This window comes from Pelagibius litoralis, from assembly GCF_011683915.1.
GTDB classification, from domain to species: Bacteria; Pseudomonadota; Alphaproteobacteria; order Kiloniellales; family Kiloniellaceae; genus Pelagibius; species Pelagibius litoralis.
Window position 1 is genome coordinate 1 of sequence record NZ_JAAQPH010000002.1, and the last position, 18,554, is coordinate 18,554.

Here is an 18,554-nt window from a genome sequence, read left to right on the forward strand (position 1 = left end):
CTGGGCCTTCACCCTCACCGCCACCGCCTGCAATCTTGTGCGAATACCAAAGCTCCTGGCCCAAACATGAGACCAACGCTCCACCAAAGCGCCGATCACCCGGGATAGACCAGCACCCAAAACCACCCTCATAGGGGGCTGACCTCAAACCAAGGCCCAAAACCCTATACGTCAGACTTTTTCAGCAGCCTGTTAGATCGGATCATGTTTTGACGGAACCACTTCGTGGTTTCGACAAAACATGTGAATCCGATCGACATCAAGTAGTTAGAGCAGATTCACCGGGTTGATGGATCGCTTTCAGCGATTCCATCCAACCCGGATCTGCTCTAGCATGGCTGGGAGGAGTTCTTAAGGCATGGCAAGACAACAGCAGCAAGCCAACCACTGCGACCTCTGGGGCGATACCGCCATTCCGGGGATGCTGCTGATGCATGCGGACTTCACCAGCCACGAGTTCGCGCCCCACGTCCACGACGAACTGGTGATCGCGGTGACCGAACGGGGCGGTGCGGTCTTCGACTCCAGAGGCGTTTCGGATCAAGCGGAAGAGGGCACGGTACTGGTTTTCAATCCCGGCGAACCCCATGCCGGACGCCTGGGGCGCAGCGACCGCTGGCGTTACCGCGCCTTTTATCTCGATCAACAGGCGCTCGCCCGCATCTCCGAAGGTCTGGAGATGCCGGGCGCGGCGGGCTCTGCTTTTCTGACCAACAAACTTCAGGACCCGGAGCTGTTTTCCACCCTTCATCGCCTGCATGAAGCATCGCAGGGCGATACCTCTCAATTGGCGCGGGAAGCCGGCTTTCTGGATAGCATGGCGGCGCTCTACAGCCGGCATGGCAGTCCGCGCCCGGCAGCCGGCAGGCTTGGGAACGAACGCAGCCGCATCGGCCGGGTGGCGGCTTACCTGGAAACCCACTACGCCGAGGCGGTCAGCCTTGCCCAGTTGTCCGAGCTGGCCGAGATGAGCGCCTTTCACCTTGTCCGCTCTTTCAAGAAGGAGCGTGGCCTGCCGCCCCATGTCTATCTGACCCAGGTGCGTCTGCAGCAGGCGCGCCGGTTCCTGGCGGAGGGAATGAGCTTGGCTGAAACCGCCAGCGCCGTCGGCTTTTACGACCAGTCCGCCCTCAACCGCCATTTCAAGCGGGTCTACGGAGTGACCCCGGGCCAGTACGCCCGGGCGCTAACTTAGGCGGGTTGCAGCCAAGCGTTCTTCGTCCAGCGCTACGCCAAAACCGGGCTGTTCGTCGAGAACGAGCCAGCCGTCCTGATGCTCAAAGGGTGTTGCCATCAGATAGTCGCGGCGCTCCAGGCTCCACTCCGGCGGGTCGTAGGGGAACTCGATGAACGGTGCTTCGCCGATCCCGGCGGTGAGGTGCGTATTGGCGATCACGCCGAAGCCGTTGGACCAGGTATGGGGTGTGAAGACCAGACCGAATTCGCGGGCCATGACGGCGATGCGGCGCAGACCGGTGATGCCGCCGACCAGGGCGCAGTCCGGCTGCACCACATCCAGGCAGCCTTCGGCGATGAGGTCGCGGAACTCGTAGAGTTCGCGGGTCATCTCGCCGCCGGCAACGCGGACATCGACCCGGTCGCGCAGACGCCGCATGCCGTCACGGTCGGCACGGTGCAGCGGCTCTTCCATCCAATAGACGTTCAGGCGCTCCAGCTCCCGCGCCACGGTCACAGCATCCTTCAGCGACCAGGGCGCTTCGGTGTCCCAGGGCATGCGCCAGCCCTGATTGCAGTCAACCATCAGTTCCAGACGATGACCGATCCTTTCGCGTACCGCCTCCAGCGCGCGGATGTCGTCGCGCCAATCGCCGCGGTGAAAGCGGATCTTCATGGCGGCAAAGCCGGCCTCGGCAAAGCGCTCGGCCGTTTCGGCCATGGCGCCGGGGTCGCGCAGCACGCCGGAGGAGGCATAGGCGCGAACCCGGTCGCAACGCCCGCCGAGCAGCCGCCAGACCGGCTCCCCCATGATCTTTCCGGTCAGGTCCCAGAGCGCCAGATCCAGCGGCCAGCAGCGGCCGTAGTGGAACTGAATGTGGGACAGTACCTCGTAGTGGCGCTCCAGGTGGCGTGGGTCCTGACCGATGAAGAGGTCCTCGTGGCCTTCCAGGCCCAGCATGAGGTCGCCGGAACCGAAACCGACGCGGCCCTCGCTGTCGGTGACCCGCACCACCGTAACGTCAAAATTCTGCCGCGGGCGGCCGTCCCAAGAGGCGACGAAGGGCGGGTCCAACGGCAGGCGGTGGTGGGTGACGTCGATCTTCTCGATGAGGCTCATGTCTCGGCGCTTTCGGGAATTTTCGGGGTCTATCGGTCAGGCCAGGGCTATGGTGGCCGCGGCGAAGCGGTCGATGTCGTCTTCGCCCACCGCCCTTGCTGTCGCCGTCCGCATGGGCTGGTTCTCCTCGCGGCGCATCTCGCGGGCCAGATCGGCGGCGGCGTAGTCGGCGAAGGCTGCCGGCAGGCGGCGCTCCACCCCGCAGCGGCTCATCAGGGTCGAGAACCAGTCCGGCAGTTCTGCTGCCGCCGCCAAGCCGCAAGATTGCGCCGCCGCGGCGAAGGCCTGCTGTGATGCTTCAGCGCCATCCTCAACCGACCAGCTCAGGGTCACTTCCAGTGCCAGCGCCGTGGCCAACCCGTGGTGGACGGGCGCGAGCGCCGCCAGGGCGTGGGAAATGTTGTGGGCCATGGCGGTGCCGCAGTTGTCGATGCCGATACCGGCATAGGCCGAGCCGAGCAGCATGGCGCCTCGGGCTTCGACGCTTCCGGGCTGCTCGACCGCTTCCGCCAGGGCGCCGGCGATGAGGCGCAGTGCCTGATGGCAGATCGGGGTATTGCCGGCATGGGCCCGGTTGCTGGTGCAGGCCTCCAAGGCATGAACAAGGGCATCAAGGCCAGTCCAGGCGGTCAGATGCGGCGGCAACGATAGGGTGAGCAGGGGGTCCAGCAGAACCCGGTCGGGTTTGGTTTCCTGCCCCCAGATCCATACCTTCTTCCCGGCGTTGTTGGAGAAGATATTGGTGGCGGAGAGTTCCGAACCGGTTCCCGCTGTGGTCGGTATGCAGATCTTCGGCAGGCCTGCAGCGGGCAGGGGCCGGGCGCCGAGTGCATAGGCCATGGCGTCGGCCTGATCGCCGGCGATGCAGCTTGTCAGCTTGCCGATATCGAGCGCGGAGCCGCCGCCGATACAGACCAGCGCATCGGCGTGCAGCAGCCGGGCGGCCTCGGCCGCGGCGTCGATCTGGGAAGCCTTGGGCTCACCGGCAATATCGGCGAAAAGGTCGGTGACGGCGCCGGCTGCTTCCAGATCCCGGCGCAGTGGCGCGACGATACCGAGATCGACCAGCGCGGCATCGGCGACCAGCAGCACCCGGCGACCCTTGGAAATGGCTTTGATGTCAGCCGCCAGGCCCTGGGCCCGGCCGGCACCGAAATGGATCTCCGGCACGGCATTCAGAGAGAAAGACGCGGCTTTCTCGGGATCGGCGATCTCCGCCAGTACGGTCATAGTGTTCCGCTCATTCTGATAGTCACGGCCTGATGATCAGGGCATGGAAAACCGAGCAGGGGCCTTACCGCACCGGAGCCCCGGCGGCAAGCCAATCCGCGCCCTGCCGGGGCGCTGACCGGCGGATTGGGAAGACCCCTCAGCCAAGCTCGAAGGTGGTGATGCCGAAAATGCACTGGAGCGGCAGGTCGGGTGCCGCGCCCCGGTACATCCGGGCGGTTTCGAAAACCGGCTGCAGGCCGTAACGCTCCGCCAGGGCATTCGCTTCCCGGTTGGGGGCCGGCGGGTCGAGAAAGACCTTGGCGCCTCTGGTGCGCGCGACAAGAGCACGGAACAACAGGTCGGCGTCCTGCGGGGTATCGGCGAAGAGCGGACCGATCTTGTAACCCTCCCGACAGCGCCGCAGGACGCCGTAGCCGGCAACCGCGCCCTGATCGACCAGGGCGAAGCCCATCCGGTTCTCACGCGCTTGCAGCCAGCAGCGGAGAAAGGCCGCCCGGGGCCCGGGAAAGAACGGGCGGTCGTAGGCCAGGATTGCCGCCAACTGATCCGCTGTAATGCGCCGCAGACGCGGATCTTCAGGTGCCTCGCAAGCCACGGTTCCGCCGTAGCGGATGTTGCGGTGGGCCAGCACGAAGCCTTCTTTCTGATAGTTTGATTGTTGTTCGACGACGCCGTCCAGGCCGATGCAGCGCGCACCCAGGCGGGTCAGGCCGGCCTGCCAGAGGCGGTAGCCGATACCCCGGCCACGAACATCCCGGTGGCAGATGTAGAAGCCGAGAAAGCCGAAGTCCGCCCCGTAGGCGACTACCGAAATGGAAGCGACGGGACGGCCATCCTGGAATGCCATGAGGAAGCCGCCGGGATCGCTCCCGTGGAAACAATCGGCATCGGCCAACCCCGGGTTCCAACCTTCGTCGCCGGCCCAGCCGATTGCGGTGTCCAGTTCGGCCCGGGTCATCGGCCGGATCTCCACGTCGTCGCGCATACAGCCTCTCTGAATTCCTGGGCCGGTTCGCCCGGCCTGTTTCGGCTTGACGGGCCGCCGGGCGGACGAACACAGTCCTTACGTCGGGCAACAACCATAACGCAAGCGGCAGTCTTGGCGGCGATAAACGGGGGGCAGTGTCATGAAGGCCTATTACGATCCGCAACACAGCCTGCACCACCCGCAGTTCTTTCTGGTGCGCGGCGAACGCCGGGACAGCACCGAGGTGCCGGAGCGTGCCGCGGTGTTCCACGAAGCCCTTAAGCAAGCCGGTCATGAGATCCTTGCGCCCCGGCGCTTTGGCCGCGATCCGGTCGCGGCAGTGCACAGCGGGGATTGTCTTCGTTTCCTGGAAGAGGCCCCGGCGGCCTGGGCCGCCTTGGGGGAGACCTCCGCCGAGATCGTCGCCAACGTCCATCCCAACCGCTATGAAGCCGGCGGTTACCCGGAGAGCATCGTGGGCCGTGCCGGCTGGCACATGGCCGACACAGCTTGTCCCATCGGGCCGAACACGTTTGAGGCGGCGTTGGCCGCGGCGAATGTTGCGCTCTCTGCCGCCGATGCGGTGCTGGGCGGCGAACGCGCTGCCTATGCGCTCTGCCGTCCGCCGGGCCATCATGCCTATGCCGATATGGCGGGCGGGTTCTGCTTCCTGAACAACGCGGCGATTGCGGCGCAGTATCTCCGCAAACGTGTGGGGCCGGTCGCCATTCTCGACGTCGATGTGCACCACGGCAATGGCAATCAGGGGATTTTCTGGCAGCGCGGGGATGTGTTGACCGTCTCGATCCATGCCGATCCGGCCAACTTCTATCCGTTTTTCTGGGGCCATGCGGGCGAGCGCGGCGGTGGCGAGGGGGAGGGCGCCAACCTTAACCTGCCGCTGCCTCTCGGCGCCGGCGACGAGGATTTCCTGACGGCATTGGAAGTGGCGGCGGAGGCTCTGCGTGCCTTCCAACCGAAGGCCCTGATCGTCGCCCTCGGCCTCGATGCGTCGGAGCAAGACCCGCTTAAAGGCTTGGCGATCACCACCAGCGGTTTCGCGCGGATCGGCGCGGCCATCGACAGCCTGGGCTTTCCCAGCGTGCTGGTGCAGGAAGGCGGCTACCTCTCACCCGCGCTGGGCCCGAACCTGGCGGCGGTGCTGGGCGCTTTTGACTGAGCCATACGACCGACCATCAGCGCGAAAGAATTTTTAAGAATTTCGATGATAGGTTGAGCGAACTGGGTTTGAGAACTATCTGCCCCATGAGTGAATTTGGCGTGATTAGGCGAGAATGAGATGAAAGAGGAGCGCGCTCTAATAGGTAACTCGATATTTATGATAGTAATTTTTTGCTTTTTTAGAGGGATTGTATTTCCAGATTTTAGGTACGGCGAAGTATCGATTGTTATTATTCAATTTCTGTTTCCGATCTCTATCAGCTTCATGTGTGTTTGGTATTGGGGTACGCAGAGGGGTGTTTTGTACGCCAATATCGTGGGCACGGCAGGAATCACATTGGGGCAGATTGTTTCGCTGATCGTTTACTTCTTGAGGACTGGTCCGGTTCAAATGAGCGATCCTCTGACAACCTCTATATTTCTGGGGTCGTTTTGTTGCGCAGGTACTGCTTTTCGTGACCCTGACAAGCGTCTTGTCTGTGTTCTGGCAGCGTGGCAGCAGCCTAAAGAACTAAGCACCATGTATCCGACGGTGCGCGGATAAATGTAGAGTAGAGGTTTGTTCTACACACTGGCTTGCTTGCTATGCCTTTCACCTTTCACAAGCAACGTACCTGAACGGCACTTCACAGCTCTGCCGCCGCAACGTTTTTTGTTTCAAGCGAGATAGGGTCGGACCCCGTTCGATTAAGGCGTGAGCATGCTGATGCGGCCCGGCCAAGCCCGTGCCGATGAATGCGATTTGGAGAGTTGACGATGCGTATATTGTCGCAAGTAGAGGCCGATGAATTGTTGCGGCCGCTCCAACTGAAGATCGGTGAGTGGAACAGGTTGAATGACCTGGCATCGGATGATGTCCCATACAAGGTGTATCATCCCTCACGCGACACGCGGGAGCTCTACGTCCTTGCTGGATATCTGCTGGACTGGTTCGCGCCCGAGGGTTGGGTCCTTTTGCAGGTCGACAATTCGACGTGGCCTTCGGATGATGAGACTGGAGTTTTTGAGCGGCTAGCTTTCGCTGCTAAGCAGCGCTGGGATATTGACACACAAAGGTCGTTCCTGTTTGGCGATTCATCGGAAGACGAGTTCGATATTGATCGACATCAACTTATTTTGTTGATCTTCTTTTCGCTGATGTTCGAGTGGCATGTGTATCTGACTTGTGAGAAAGCGACTCCTGGCCAACGCCTGGGGTTGCAGGATGGCGTGGTGTACTTCATCGGTGAGGCGAAGCTGATCGATGCCGCCGATGCGACGCTTCAGCAGATTGCGGAAAACCCGCTGCGATTTTCTCGACCCGCGTAACCCGCACGGTATTTGAAGCGCCCGCATTGGATGGGAGGTGAGCACTAGGTAGGCGCGCAGATCCTCTTGTGGGGCGACCAGATGCCCTTTGGCTAGAACAATTGCAACGGCTGTCATTGTCGGCGGCGCAGCCTATGTCGCTTATCGTTGCGTTAGAGTGTTTCCTTCACTAATCCGGGTGTTCTGGCCGAGTATACCCACTAATTTAGCAGTTCCCTGACAGGACGAGAGTAGTGGCGGATGCCTAGAATTAATGATCCGAAGTCCTATTTTGAGAATCTAGGAGGATTGCATGATGCTCGTGTGAAAGGACTCAAGTGGCTTAAAGAGTGTCATCAGCTGTCCATGTATATTGATGACATAAACAGCAATTTTTTGGGGACGCCAGAGTACCAGGGAGCACTGCCTGCTGAAATTGTGTTTGAGGGCATTGAAGTGTTGGATATCGGCCTCGAGATAAAATCTGATTCGTTTTCGATTTATGACATAGGCATAGAAAGTGGGAAAAGCGGATTTAGTGTTTCCATTAAGTTTGCGCCGGGCGGGCGCATGTCATTTGTCTGTGCAAATGTCACTGTGAATGCGGACGTAAAGTAGGCCATTATGCTTAGCCAATTTTTTGATTAGTGGATCGCGCGCCTAGACTGCGCAGCCTCCTAACAAGAAGTGCCGCTCCTGATCGGGAAGGCAATGTTGCCGCTGTCCGCTTACCAACTGAGCACCAAGCCCGCCTTTGGTGAGCGGATGTTCAGTCCACGCGATCTGGACGGCGGAAGGGATGTGGGTGAGCGGCGCAAGCTGCAGGCAATGCCGGTGCCTCAGCCAAGTCCCCCGGTGGCGCTTCCGTCAGACCTCGCCGGCGCTGCTGCGGTTGGCGGCCAGAACGAGAACCAGCGAGAGTGCCCCGGCGAGGATGAAGCCCACAGCCAGGGGGATCACGGTCTGGTCGTAGAAGCGCCCGACCGAGACCGACAGCGCCACGGCCAGCAGGCTTGAGACGGAAGCGATCACCGAGGCGCCGAGCCCGGCGACCCGGCCGAGGGATTCCATGGCCATGGCATTCAGGTTCCCGAAGAGCAGGCCGAAGTTGAAGAACATCAGGAAAAAGAGGCCCATGAAGACCGGAAAGCTGGGTATGCCCTCGGTTTGAGAGGCCACGACCAACAGCGCGCCGGCAAAGAAGATCAGGCCGCCCAGGGCGATGACCGTCAGACGGTGCATGCCGTAGCGCATCACCAATTGTCCGTTTGAGAAGGAGGCCACGCCGACACCCGATGCCAGCATCGCGAAATAGAGGGGAAAGCGGTCGCCGGCGTCGTAGAGGTCGATGAAGATCGCCTGCGCGGTGCTGACGTAAAGCAGCAACGCCCCGAAGATGAGGCCGGCTGAAAGGGTGTAGGCCATCACCTTGGCATGCCTGACGATCAGAACCGCGTTGCTGAAAAGAGTTGATGGAGACAGGCGTATCCGGCGCTCCGGCGTCAGGGTCTCCGGCTGCCGCAGGCCCAACCAAAGGGCAACCACCGCGGCCAGGACCAGGAAGAGAATAAAAATCGCGCGCCAGCCGGCGACGAGCATGACGCCCTGGCCCAGGGCGGGCGCCAGCATGGGGACCAGAATGAACACCATGAAGATGAAGGACATGATCCGGGCCATGGCACGGCCCTCATAGAGATCGCGGATCAACGCGCGCGAGGCGATCTTGGGGCCGGAGACCCCGATCCCCTGGATGATCCGGCCGATGATCACCTGCTCGAAGGAGAAGGCCGCCATCGCGACCAGGGTGCCGATGCAGTAGATCAGCAGGCCGGCGAGGATCGCGCGCTTGCGGCCGATGGCATCGGAAAGTGGGCCGAAAAGGATTTCGCCGAAAACCATGCCCAGGATGAACAGGGTGACGATGAACTGGGTGTCGTTGGCGTTGGCGACCGTAAAGGCCTGCCCGATGGCTTGCAGGGCCGGCAGAATGGCATCGATGCTGAGGGCGGTCAGCGAGGTGGTGAGCGAGAGCAGGGCGACGAATTCTGTCCGGCTCAGCGGCGATTTCGACATTCGGGAAGCCAGTCGGGATGCGATTGTGTGTGGGGCTGCGAGTGCAGCCGGGGCACAGTCGCAGCTTCACGCTGGCTTGGCCACCCAAGATTTGGCCTCTGGTGGCTACTCGATAGGGGCTGGCCAGTCAGCAAAAACGCCCCATCATCGATGGGGCGTTTTGCCGGCCTGAGGGCCTGAACAAGAAGGCTGAAGCGGGATTAGTTGGGTGCCCGCCGGGCCGGTCTGGGCTCCACGGGTGCTGCTTTGAGCCTCAGCTTCGGCGCTACCGCCGGCTTGGCCTGTTGGCCGCCCTGCTGGTAGCCGCCGGCCTTACCGCCGACGTTACCGCCGAGGACCGGATTGAGGGTCGGGGTGCAGCGATGCTTCCAGAGCGCCGAGTCCATTTGCTGATAGTTCCCCGGCCAGACCTGGTCCTCCTCGCCTTTGCCGCGGACATAGACCTTCAGATTGTGGTTCTTGGTCTGGTTCAGCTGGTGCTGGGGCGGCTTCGGCACGGCGATTTCGAAGTCGTGGTGCTGTTTGCCGTTCTTGGCATCGAAGGCGATCTTCGGCGAGTTGTAGATGGTCAGGCCACCGTCGTTCACGCGGATTCTAATCTCGCCCTTGCCCTGGCCCTGGTAGTTCACGCGGATCGTGGTTTCAGCCGGGCAGCCGCCGACGTGGTGCGGCATGTTGGGCTGGAAGTCCATGTCGGTAATCTTGAAGGGCTGGTCGCCGACCTGGATTTGGTTCGCCATGCCGCCGCCCTGGGCCAACTGCGCGTTGACGTTGACTTCAAAGAGCTGCGGATCCCCTTGATACTTGATTTTAAGGGACACGTCCTTGGTCAGGTATGATGTCTCCGCCGCTTCGACGATCGTGTTCTTGATGACCTTGTTGCGGATGTATGGGGCACAGTCGGCTTCCCAGCGAATGGGGATCTTCACTACAATGTCATGGTCTTGGCGCAGGTAGCCGACTTTGCTGGGTGCTTGCTCGGCTGCGGCCATGACGATGGCGGCCGGGTCGATGTTGATCTGCGGATTGGCGAGCAAGGCGACCGGCACCTGGAAGGTATGCGCGTCCATATCGCTCACATGATTGATATCGCTGGAGTTCGGCAGGTTTTCCGACATCAATAGGCTGGTACGTCCGATCCCGAAAGCGCCCCCTGATAGGAAGTGCCCTTCCCGGAAGGTCCAGTTCTCAACTTGTACGCCGGTGCACTCGACGTAGCCTCCAACGCCGACGGCGAAGCTGTTACCTTGCACGGCGAGGTTCAGATTGTCGATGTGATGGTTGCCGGCGAAATTGCGCACGACGATCTGCGGTCCGGGCGGGGTTGCGTGGACGTCGATATCGGCGACGCCATAAAGCTGACTGTCGTCTGCAAGGGCAGACGAGGCCACGGCGCAGAGTCCAAGGCAAAGGGCGCTTGCGCCCAAGGAAAGGGTTTTAAACGGTTGCATGACATACTCCCCACACTGATGTCTGATTAAGCTTCAGGCCGCCCACAGCGGCCCATCCCCCATCAGTCGCAGCACCATAGCGGAAGGTTCAAAGAGTAGTCAGGGTAGAATTAAAGTTGATGTATTCCAATGCTTTGAGTCTGGAAACTCAGGGTTTGCTGAGGCCGAGAGGCATCCCTTAACCGGCCGGTTCCAGCCTTATCAGCATGCCGTCGCTGCTGTCGGTCAGGACATAGAGATAGCCATCGGGGCCGGAGCGCACGTCGCGGATGCGCTCTCCCAGATCGACCAGCAGGGATTCCTGCCCAACGACCTTGTCGCCCTCCATCTCAAGCCGGCGCAGGTGAAGGTGGGCCAGGGCGCCGACGAAGAGATCACCCTGCCACTGCGGGAACATCTCGCCGTCGTAGAAGGCCATGCCGCTGGGCGCGATGGAGGGGTCCCAGTAGACCACCGGCTGTTCCATGCCCTCGGCCTCTGTCTTGTCGGAGATGATCGCACCGCTGTAGTCGATGCCATGGGTGATGACCGGCCAGCCGTAGTTGGCCGCGGCTTTCAGAAGGTTCAGCTCGTCGCCGCCGCGCGGACCGTGCTCATGGGCCCAGAGCTGGCCGCTCTCCGGGTGCAGCGTCATGCCCTGCACGTTGCGATGACCGTAGGAGAAGATCTCCGGAAGTGCATCCGCCTGCCCGACGAAGGGATTGTCTTCCGGCACGCTGCCATCGTCGTTCAGCCGGACCACGGTGCCGATATGATTGCCCAGGTTCTGGGGTTCGCGGATCTGACGGCGGTCGCCGAGGCTGATGAACAGTTTGCCGTCTCCGTCGAACACGAGGCGCGAACCGAAATGGCCGGTGCCGCCTGACTTCGGAACGGCGCGGAAAAGGACTTCGACATCCTGAAGCGCCATTCCGTCGAGTCGACCGCGCGCAACCTCGGTGCTGGCGCCGCCCTCGCCGGGCCCGGCGTAGGAGAGATAGACGAGGCGGTTTTCCGCGAAGCCGGGATGAACCGCCACGTCGAGCAGGCCGCCCTGGCCGCGGGCGGCAACCGCGGGCGTGCCGTCAATCGGGCCGTCTTGTAGTTTGCCGTCTGTGAACAGGCGAAGCGTGCCGCTGCGCTCCGTGATCAGGATGCCGCCGTCCGGCAGGAACGCCATCCCCCAGGGATGGTCCAGGCCGTCGGCCAGGGTGACGATGCGGAAATCGGCCTGGGCCGAGCGTTCCACCGGATCGGCGGCCTTGGCCGGGGCCGCCAGATCATCTGCATACGCATAAAGAAGTCCGCCTGAGAGGACGGCCATCATTGTCCGCCGCAAAACCGTCGCTTGTTTTTGCATGTCACCCGCCCTTGGCTTGCCTGTCTAACCTGTTGAAAAGGACATGGTTCCTCGCGGGCTTTGCATCAACAGCCGGTTTCTTTTTTTGTGCGTTGCGAAAACCATCGTTGGCAAGCGGCGCCTCAATCGGGTATGAAAGGGCGGTTTCATCAACAAGATTGAGTTAGTGGCCGTGGCTGGCGCGAATCCTCTGGAAATCCTATAGAGGCCCTTGAGGCACTCATCGTCAGGCTGGCCAGCCGCTTTCCTTTGTCTAATCCGGAATCCTGTTTTGACCGCACAGACCATTCCCGTCGATCCCTTTGAGCTGGTCGTCTTCGGTGGTACCGGCGACCTGTCCTACCGCAAGCTGCTGCCGGCGCTGTTTCAACGCGATCGGGCCGGCCAGATCGTCGGGCCAAGCCGGATTCTGGCGGTTTCCCGCCGTGACCTGTCGGAAGATGCCTTCCGCAACGCAACCCGAGATGCCATCGAGCGCTTCGTCGCGCCGGCGGATCGGGACCCCGGCGGTGTGGAGGCGTTCTTGAAGCGCGTCTGTTATACCGCCGTCGACGGCAACGGCGATGCGGGCTGGACCGACCTGAAGGATAAGCTGTCGAAGGACAGCGACTTCGTACGGGCCTTCTATCTGGCAGTGAACCCGGAGCTTTTCGGGCCGATCTGTGCCGGTGCCGGCCGTCACGGTCTGATCACCGACGAAAGCCGGGTCGTCATCGAAAAGCCGATCGGCAAGGATTTCGCCACCGCCCAGACCGTCAACGAGGCGGTCGGTGCCGTATTCGATGAACATCAGATCTATCGCATCGACCATTACCTGGGGAAGGAAACGGTCCAGAACCTGATGGCGCTGCGTTTCGCCAACGCGCTCTTCGAGCCGCTGTGGAACGCCGCCCACATCGATCACGTGCAGATCACGGTGGCCGAGAGTATCGGTGTCGAGGGGCGGGGGGGCTACTACGACACCGCCGGCGCCCTGCGCGACATGGTGCAGAATCATATTCTGCAGTTGCTCTGCCTCGTCGCCATGGAGGCACCGATGTCGATGGATGCCGATGCCGTGCGCGACGAGAAGCTGAAGGTCCTGAAGGCGCTGGTGCCGATCGACAGCCACAACATCGACCGCATGACGGTGCGCGGCCAGTACGCCGCCGGCGCCTCTGCCGGTGGGGCCGTGAATGCCTATGCCGATGAGATCAAGGGCGAAAGCTCGACAACCGAGACCTTCGTCGCCCTCAAGGCCGAGATCGCCAACTGGCGCTGGGCCGGCGTGCCCTTTTATCTGCGCACCGGCAAACGCCTGGCCGAACGTGTGTCGGAGATCGTGATCGCCTTCCGCCCCATTCCCCATTCGATCTTCGGCGGTGGGGCGGGCAGCATCGTGGCCAATCATCTGGTGATCCGCCTGCAGCCCGACGAGGGCGTGAAGCTCTGGCTGATGATCAAGGACCCGGGGCCCGGCGGTATGCGCCTGAAGCACGTCCCCCTGGATATGAGCTTTGCCCAGACTTTCGCCGCGCGTAATCCCGATGCTTATGAGCGCCTTTTGATGGACGTGATCCGCGGCAATCCCACTCTATTCATGCGCCGCGACGAGGTCGATGCCGCCTGGGGTTGGATCGACCCGATCCTGTCGACCTGGCGGGCGGGCGGGGATATGCCGAAGTCCTATACCTCCGGCACCTGGGGGCCCAGCGCCTCGGTCGCGCTGATCGAACGGGACGGGCGGACCTGGCACGAGGAAGCCCTGTGAACACGGCGACGCTCCGACGAACCGACTTTGCCGATGGGGACAGCTTGGCCGCGGGTCTGGCCGAGACCGTTGCCGAAAGACTGCGTGCCGGGATTGCGGCGCGGGGGGCGGCATCCCTTGCGGTTTCCGGAGGGCGCACGCCGGGCCGTTTCTTCGCCGCGCTGGCCATTCAGGATCTCGACTGGGCCAAGGTCACGGTCACCCTGGTGGACGAGCGCTGGGTGAGGGCGGACGATCAGCGGTCCAACGAGGGTTTCGTCCGGCGCGGTCTGTTGCAGGACAAGGCGGCTGTGGCCGGCTTCGTTGGGCTGGTCAGCGACCCGGAAACCCTGGAGGAAACCCCGGAGGCGGGCCTCGCCGCCGTTGCCTCGCGGGTTGCGGCCCTGCCACGGCCCCTGGATGCGGTCGTCCTGGGGATGGGGGCGGACGGTCACACGGCCTCTTTCTTCCCCGCTGGAGATCGCCTGAAGGAGGCGCTGGACCCTGCAGGCGATGCGCTGGTGCTGCCGATGCGGGCCGCCGGCGCCGGGGAACCGCGAATAACCCTGACTTTGCCCGTGGTGGCCGGGGCGCGGGCCGCCTATCTTCATATCGAGGGCGACGAGAAAGCCGGGGTCCTGGCCGAGGCTCTTGAGGCCGGAGATGCCGAAACGCTGCCGATCCGTGCCGTGCTGCGGCACCCCGACGTCAATCTGCAAGTATTCTGGTGCCCGTGAGTTCACGACGGTCCGGAACAACCGAAAGGTAAGGAGAGGTGCGATGACCCTGCACGATCGCGTGGCCGAGGTGACCGGGCGCCTGCAACAGCGCAGCAAGGCAAAGCGGTCCGTCTATCTCGAGCGGATCCGGCGCGCAGGCGAGGAGGGGCCACGCCGCTCCACACTTTCCTGCGGCAATCTCGCCCACGGCTTTGCCGCCTGCGGCCTGTCCGACAAGGCGGCGCTGAAAGGCGGCGAGGTCGCCAATCTGGCCATCGTCACCGCCTACAACGACATGCTCTCCGCCCATCAGCCCTTCGAGCGTTTCCCCGAGGTCATCAAGCAGGCGGCCCGCGATGCCGGTGGCGTGGCCCAGGTCGCGGCCGGGGTGCCGGCGATGTGCGACGGCGTCACCCAGGGCCAGCCGGGCATGGAGCTCTCGCTCTTTTCGCGTGACGTGATCGCCATGTCGGCGGCCGTCGGCCTGTCGCACAATATGTTCGATGCCGTTGTGTTCCTGGGGGTCTGCGACAAGATCGTGCCGGGTCTGATGATCGCGGCGCTGTCCTTCGGGCATCTGCCGGCGATCTTCGTGCCTGCCGGCCCCATGACATCGGGCATGGCCAACGACGAGAAGGCGCGCATCCGCCAGCTCTACGCCGAAGGCAAGATCGGCCGCGACGAACTGCTGGAGGCGGAGTCCCAGTCCTATCACGGCCCCGGTACCTGCACTTTCTACGGCACCGCGAATTCGAACCAGATGCTGATGGAGATCATGGGGCTGCATCTGCCCGGCGCCTCCTTCGTCAATCCCAACACGCCGCTGCGCGACGCCCTGACGGTGGAGGCGACCAAGCGTGCCCTGGCGATCACCGCCCTGGGCAATGCCTACACGCCGATTGGGGAGATGATCGACGAGCGCGCCATCGTGAACGGCGTGGTCGGCCTGCACGCCACGGGCGGTTCCACCAATCACGCCATGCATCTGGTGGCGATGGCCGCGGCGGCGGGGATCGACCTGACCTGGCAGGATCTTTCGGATCTTTCCGATGTGGTGCCGCTGCTCTGCCGCATCTATCCCAATGGCCTGGCCGACGTGAACCACTTCCAGGCGGCCGGCGGCATGGGCTTTCTGATTTCCGAACTTCTGGACGCCGGTTTCCTGCACGGTGACGTGACCACGGTCTGGGGGCAGGGGCTCGATCTCTATCGCCAGGAACCCAAGCTGGGCGACGACGGCGCAGTCACTTGGCAGGCGGGGGCGTCGAAAAGCCACGATGAGGCTGTGCTGGCGCCGGTGGCTCAGGCCTTTTCGCCGAACGGCGGACTGAAGATGCTGACCGGCGATCTTGGCCAGGCTGTGATCAAGGTTTCCGCCGTGAAGCCGGAGCGCCATGTGATCGAAGCGCCCGCCGTGATCTTTCATTCCCAGGACGCCCTTATGGATGCCTTCAAGGCCGGGCAGTTGGAGAAGGACTTCATCGCCGTCGTGCGCTTTCAGGGGCCGCAGGCTATCGGCATGCCGGAGTTGCACAAGCTGACGCCGCCGCTGGGCGTGCTGCAGGATCGCGGCTTCAAGGTCGCCCTGGTGACCGACGGGCGCATGTCCGGTGCTTCGGGCAAAGTGCCGGCGGCGATCCACGTGACGCCGGAAGCGGCAGCGGGCGGTCCGATTGCCAGGCTGCGCGACGGCGACATGCTGCGCCTCGATGCGGTGGCGGGCCGCCTGAGCGTGGTGGGTGTTCCGCCGGAGGTCTGGCAGGCGCGCGAGGTCGTGACCGAGGACCTTTCGGCAAGTCATTTTGGTTTGGGGCGCGAACTCTTCGCACCCTTCCGGGCGGCGGCGGGAACAGCCGATCTGGGCGCCCATGTTTTTGGAGCTGGTTTATGAATGAGAAGCAGGCGGGGATCGAAGCGGTCCTCGAACTGGCGCCGGTGGTGCCGGTGCTGGTGATCGATGACGTGGCGACCGCGGTGCCGCTGGCCCGCGCCCTGGTCGCCGGTGGGCTGAAAGCCATCGAAGTCACTTTCCGCACAGCTGCGGCGCTGGAATCGATCCGCGCGATTGCTGCCGAGGTCGAGGGGGCGGTTGTCGGGGCCGGCACGGTGCTGACGTCCGATCAGGTCTCCCAGGCCGTGGACGCCGGTTGCCGTTTCATGGTCTCGCCCGGCGCGTCGCCGGGTCTGCTGGCCGCCGTTGCCGATTGCCCGGTGCCGCTGCTGCCCGGATCGGCCTCCGCTTCCGAGGCCATGACGCTGCTGGAGCAGGGCTACCGCTTCCAGAAGTTCTTTCCGGCCGAGCCCGCCGGCGGCGCGGCCTATCTGAAGTCGCTGGCTTCGCCCCTGGCGGCGATCCGGTTCTGCCCGACCGGGGGCATCAGCCGGGACAGCGCCGGGCGCTATCTCGCCCTGCCCAACGTGGTCTGCGTCGGCGGGTCCTGGGTGGCGCCGGGCGATAAGGTCGCGGCGGGTGACTGGGCCGGGATCGAAGATCTGGCGCGCGATGCGGCGACGATGAAAGTATAAGGAAAAGCAGCGTTATGGCGGCATCAGTTAAGTCAGCATTTAAGGCTCTCCGTGCTCATCGGACAGAGATCGAGGATCGGCCCCTGCGCGATCTCTTTGCCGAGGATGCCGGGCGCTTCGAGCGTTTCTCGCTGCGCCTCGACGACCTGCTGCTCGACTATTCAAAGAACCGCATTGTCGCGGAGACCCTGGAGAAGTTAGTTGCGCTGGCGCGGGCGGCGGGCGTGGAGGCTGCGCGCGACGCCATGTTCGCGGGCGAGAAGATCAATGTCACCGAGGGTCGTGCGGTGCTGCACACGGCTCTGCGCAACCGCTCCGACCGTCCGGTCCTGGTCGACGGGCGCGACGTGATGCCCGATGTCCGGGGCGTGCTGGATGCCATGGCGGCCTTTGCCGAGGGCGTACGGTCCGGTGCTATTGTTGGTGCGGGTGGGGAGCGTTTCACCGACATCGTGAACATCGGTATCGGCGGCTCGGACCTGGGGCCGGCGATGGTGACCCGCGCGCTGAGCCCCTACATCCAGAAAGGCTTGCGCTGCCACTTCGTTTCCAACGTCGACGGCGCCCACCTGCACGACACGCTGAAGGGTCTCGATCCGCGGACGACGCTGTTTCTTGTCGCCTCCAAGACCTTCACGACCCAGGAGACCATGACCAATGCCCGCTCGGCGCGGGCCTGGCTGGTCGCGGCCCTGGGCGAGGCGGCGGTGGGGGCGCATTTCGCGGCGATCTCCACCAACCTGGAAGCCGTGGCGGCCTTTGGCATCGCTGCGGAGCGGACCTTCGGGTTCTGGGATTGGGTCGGCGGGCGCTACTCCGTCTGGTCGGCCATCGGTCTGCCGGTGATGATCGCCATCGGTGGCGCGCGCTTCACCGAGTTCCTGCAGGGCGCTCACGCGATGGACGAGCATTTCCGCTCCGCGCCCCTGGCCGCGAATATGCCGGTGATCCTGGCCCTGCTGGGGGTCTGGTATCGCAACGTCTGGGGCTTTGGGTCGCACGCGGTACTGCCCTACGATCAGCGACTGGAACGCTTTGCCGCCTATCTGCAGCAGCTCGACATGGAGTCCAACGGCAAGGGCGTGACCCTTTTCGGCGAGCCGGCGGCGGGCGCTACCGGCCCCCTGGTCTGGGGCGAGCCGGGGACCAACGGCCAGCACGCCTTCTATCAGCTGATCCACCAGGGCAGCGACGTCATCCCCTGCGACTTTCTGGCGGCGGCGCAGCCGCAGGAACAGATGGGCGATCATCATCCAATCCTGCTGGCCAACTGCTTGGCCCAGAGCGAGGCGTTGATGCGCGGCAAGACGGCGGAGGAGGCCGGTGCAGAACTGGTCGCTGCCGGCAAGTCTGCGGCGGAAGTCGCGGCCTTAACGCCGCACAAGGTTTTCCCCGGCAACCGCCCCAGCAACACCCTGCTCTATCGCCGCCTCGACCCCGGCACGCTGGGCCGCCTGATCGCCCTCTACGAGCACAAGGTCTTCGTCCAGGGCCGCATCTGGAACATCAATTCCTTCGACCAGTGGGGCGTGGAACTGGGCAAGCAACTGGCCGGCGAATTGCTGCCGATGGTGAAGGACGAAGCCGCCATCGAAGGCCGCGATGCTTCGACGCTGGGCCTGCTCACGGAAATCACCCGGCTGCGCGACGGCTGAGATTTTTTACTTGTCACCCTCGGGCTTGTCCCGAGGGTCCATCTATCCGACGGGTGGTATCTCCTGGAAGACTGTGGTGCCTGCCACAGCCATGGAT

General features: G+C 63.3%; 17 protein-coding genes. 11 read left to right on the forward strand and 6 right to left on the reverse strand.

The window, feature by feature from the left end; all coding sequences use genetic code 11:
* Positions 1 to 358: 358 nt before the first annotated feature.
* Positions 359 to 1,195, forward strand: a complete 837-nt coding sequence (locus HBA54_RS02160) for an AraC family transcriptional regulator (protein WP_167220920.1) — start codon at positions 359 to 361, stop codon at positions 1,193 to 1,195.
* Here the strand turns inward: HBA54_RS02160 and HBA54_RS02165 are convergent.
* The 3 genes from HBA54_RS02165 to HBA54_RS02175 all read right to left on the reverse strand — a co-directional run bounded on the left by HBA54_RS02165 (position 1,187) and on the right by HBA54_RS02175 (position 4,514).
* Entirely contained in the window at positions 1,187 to 2,296 is a 1,110-nt protein-coding gene (locus HBA54_RS02165) for a mandelate racemase/muconate lactonizing enzyme family protein (protein ID WP_167220922.1), read from the reverse strand. The genes HBA54_RS02160 and HBA54_RS02165 overlap by 9 nt on opposite strands.
* Before the next feature lie 36 nt (positions 2,297 to 2,332).
* Positions 2,333 to 3,526, reverse strand: coding sequence for an iron-containing alcohol dehydrogenase (locus HBA54_RS02170; RefSeq protein WP_167220924.1), 1,194 nt, complete (start codon positions 3,524 to 3,526; stop codon positions 2,333 to 2,335).
* Positions 3,527 to 3,665: 139 nt separating this feature from the next.
* The gene (locus tag HBA54_RS02175) at positions 3,666 to 4,514 is read right to left on the reverse strand and encodes a GNAT family N-acetyltransferase (protein WP_205944369.1); all 849 of its coding nucleotides are present in this window, start codon (positions 4,512 to 4,514) and stop codon (positions 3,666 to 3,668) included.
* Between the two features lie 142 nt (positions 4,515 to 4,656).
* Here HBA54_RS02175 and HBA54_RS02180 point away from each other — a divergent pair, with 142 nt between their 5' ends.
* The 5 genes from HBA54_RS02180 (at position 4,657) to HBA54_RS02200 (ending at position 7,583) form a co-directional block, all read left to right on the forward strand.
* Entirely contained in the window at positions 4,657 to 5,676 is a 1,020-nt protein-coding gene (locus HBA54_RS02180) for a histone deacetylase family protein (RefSeq protein ID WP_167220926.1), read from the forward strand.
* Between the two features lie 120 nt (positions 5,677 to 5,796).
* The gene (locus tag HBA54_RS02185; protein ID WP_167220928.1) at positions 5,797 to 6,222 is read left to right on the forward strand and encodes a hypothetical protein; all 426 of its coding nucleotides are present in this window, start codon (positions 5,797 to 5,799) and stop codon (positions 6,220 to 6,222) included.
* A 212-nt stretch (positions 6,223 to 6,434) separates the two neighbouring features.
* On the forward strand, positions 6,435 to 6,986 hold the full coding sequence (locus HBA54_RS02190) for a hypothetical protein (protein ID WP_167220930.1): 552 nt from the start codon (positions 6,435 to 6,437) through the stop codon (positions 6,984 to 6,986).
* Positions 6,987 to 7,074: 88 nt separating this feature from the next.
* Entirely contained in the window at positions 7,075 to 7,206 is a 132-nt protein-coding gene (locus HBA54_RS29810) for a hypothetical protein (protein WP_167220932.1), read from the forward strand.
* A 20-nt stretch (positions 7,207 to 7,226) separates the two neighbouring features.
* The gene (locus tag HBA54_RS02200; protein ID WP_167220934.1) at positions 7,227 to 7,583 is read left to right on the forward strand and encodes a hypothetical protein; all 357 of its coding nucleotides are present in this window, start codon (positions 7,227 to 7,229) and stop codon (positions 7,581 to 7,583) included.
* 249 nt (positions 7,584 to 7,832) lie between these two features.
* On the opposite strand, the gene HBA54_RS02205 is transcribed toward HBA54_RS02200, so the two are convergent.
* The 3 genes from HBA54_RS02205 to HBA54_RS02215 form a co-directional block, all read right to left on the reverse strand.
* A complete protein-coding gene (locus tag HBA54_RS02205; RefSeq protein ID WP_322095973.1) occupies positions 7,833 to 9,062 on the reverse strand; it encodes a Bcr/CflA family efflux MFS transporter in 1,230 nt (409 codons plus the stop codon).
* Between the two features lie 176 nt (positions 9,063 to 9,238).
* On the reverse strand, positions 9,239 to 10,489 hold the full coding sequence (locus tag HBA54_RS02210; protein WP_167220938.1) for a hypothetical protein: 1,251 nt from the start codon (positions 10,487 to 10,489) through the stop codon (positions 9,239 to 9,241).
* A gap of 178 nt (positions 10,490 to 10,667) precedes the next feature.
* A complete protein-coding gene (locus HBA54_RS02215; RefSeq protein ID WP_240932472.1) occupies positions 10,668 to 11,828 on the reverse strand; it encodes a PQQ-dependent sugar dehydrogenase in 1,161 nt (386 codons plus the stop codon).
* Between the two features lie 271 nt (positions 11,829 to 12,099).
* Between HBA54_RS02215 and zwf the strand changes: the two genes are divergently transcribed.
* Genes zwf through pgi form a run of 5 tightly spaced genes read left to right on the forward strand, consistent with a single transcriptional unit; the run spans position 12,100 to position 18,457 of the window.
* Entirely contained in the window at positions 12,100 to 13,578 is a 1,479-nt protein-coding gene (gene zwf / locus HBA54_RS02220; RefSeq protein WP_167220940.1) for a glucose-6-phosphate dehydrogenase, read from the forward strand.
* The gene (gene pgl, locus HBA54_RS02225) at positions 13,575 to 14,294 is read left to right on the forward strand and encodes a 6-phosphogluconolactonase (protein ID WP_167220942.1); all 720 of its coding nucleotides are present in this window, start codon (positions 13,575 to 13,577) and stop codon (positions 14,292 to 14,294) included. The genes zwf and pgl overlap by 4 nt, the downstream gene beginning before the upstream one ends.
* Positions 14,295 to 14,337: 43 nt before the next feature.
* On the forward strand, positions 14,338 to 16,167 hold the full coding sequence (edd, locus tag HBA54_RS02230) for a phosphogluconate dehydratase (protein ID WP_167220944.1): 1,830 nt from the start codon (positions 14,338 to 14,340) through the stop codon (positions 16,165 to 16,167).
* Positions 16,164 to 16,802, forward strand: coding sequence for a bifunctional 4-hydroxy-2-oxoglutarate aldolase/2-dehydro-3-deoxy-phosphogluconate aldolase (locus HBA54_RS02235; protein ID WP_167220946.1), 639 nt, complete (start codon positions 16,164 to 16,166; stop codon positions 16,800 to 16,802). The genes edd and HBA54_RS02235 overlap by 4 nt, the downstream gene beginning before the upstream one ends.
* Before the next feature lie 14 nt (positions 16,803 to 16,816).
* On the forward strand, positions 16,817 to 18,457 hold the full coding sequence (gene pgi / locus HBA54_RS02240; RefSeq protein ID WP_167220948.1) for a glucose-6-phosphate isomerase: 1,641 nt from the start codon (positions 16,817 to 16,819) through the stop codon (positions 18,455 to 18,457).
* Positions 18,458 to 18,554: the final 97 nt, after the last annotated feature.

What these genes read in the sequence shown, in the direction of transcription:
- HBA54_RS02160 (WP_167220920.1), top strand. Translation starts at nt 359, where the DNA reads ATGGCAAGACAACAGCAGCAAGCCAACCACTGCGACCTCTGGGGCGAT.
- HBA54_RS02165 (WP_167220922.1), bottom strand. Translation starts at nt 2,296, where the DNA reads ATGAGCCTCATCGAGAAGATCGACGTCACCCACCACCGCCTGCCGTTG.
- HBA54_RS02170 (WP_167220924.1), bottom strand. Translation starts at nt 3,526, where the DNA reads ATGACCGTACTGGCGGAGATCGCCGATCCCGAGAAAGCCGCGTCTTTC.
- HBA54_RS02175 (WP_205944369.1), bottom strand. Translation starts at nt 4,514, where the DNA reads ATGCGCGACGACGTGGAGATCCGGCCGATGACCCGGGCCGAACTGGAC.
- HBA54_RS02180 (WP_167220926.1), top strand. Translation starts at nt 4,657, where the DNA reads ATGAAGGCCTATTACGATCCGCAACACAGCCTGCACCACCCGCAGTTC.
- HBA54_RS02185 (WP_167220928.1), top strand. Translation starts at nt 5,797, where the DNA reads ATGAAAGAGGAGCGCGCTCTAATAGGTAACTCGATATTTATGATAGTA.
- HBA54_RS02190 (WP_167220930.1), top strand. Translation starts at nt 6,435, where the DNA reads ATGCGTATATTGTCGCAAGTAGAGGCCGATGAATTGTTGCGGCCGCTC.
- HBA54_RS02200 (WP_167220934.1), top strand. Translation starts at nt 7,227, where the DNA reads ATGCCTAGAATTAATGATCCGAAGTCCTATTTTGAGAATCTAGGAGGA.
- HBA54_RS02210 (WP_167220938.1), bottom strand. Translation starts at nt 10,489, where the DNA reads ATGCAACCGTTTAAAACCCTTTCCTTGGGCGCAAGCGCCCTTTGCCTT.
- HBA54_RS02215 (WP_240932472.1), bottom strand. Translation starts at nt 11,828, where the DNA reads ATGCAAAAACAAGCGACGGTTTTGCGGCGGACAATGATGGCCGTCCTC.
- edd (WP_167220944.1), top strand. Translation starts at nt 14,338, where the DNA reads ATGACCCTGCACGATCGCGTGGCCGAGGTGACCGGGCGCCTGCAACAG.
- HBA54_RS02235 (WP_167220946.1), top strand. Translation starts at nt 16,164, where the DNA reads ATGAATGAGAAGCAGGCGGGGATCGAAGCGGTCCTCGAACTGGCGCCG.
- pgi (WP_167220948.1), top strand. Translation starts at nt 16,817, where the DNA reads ATGGCGGCATCAGTTAAGTCAGCATTTAAGGCTCTCCGTGCTCATCGG.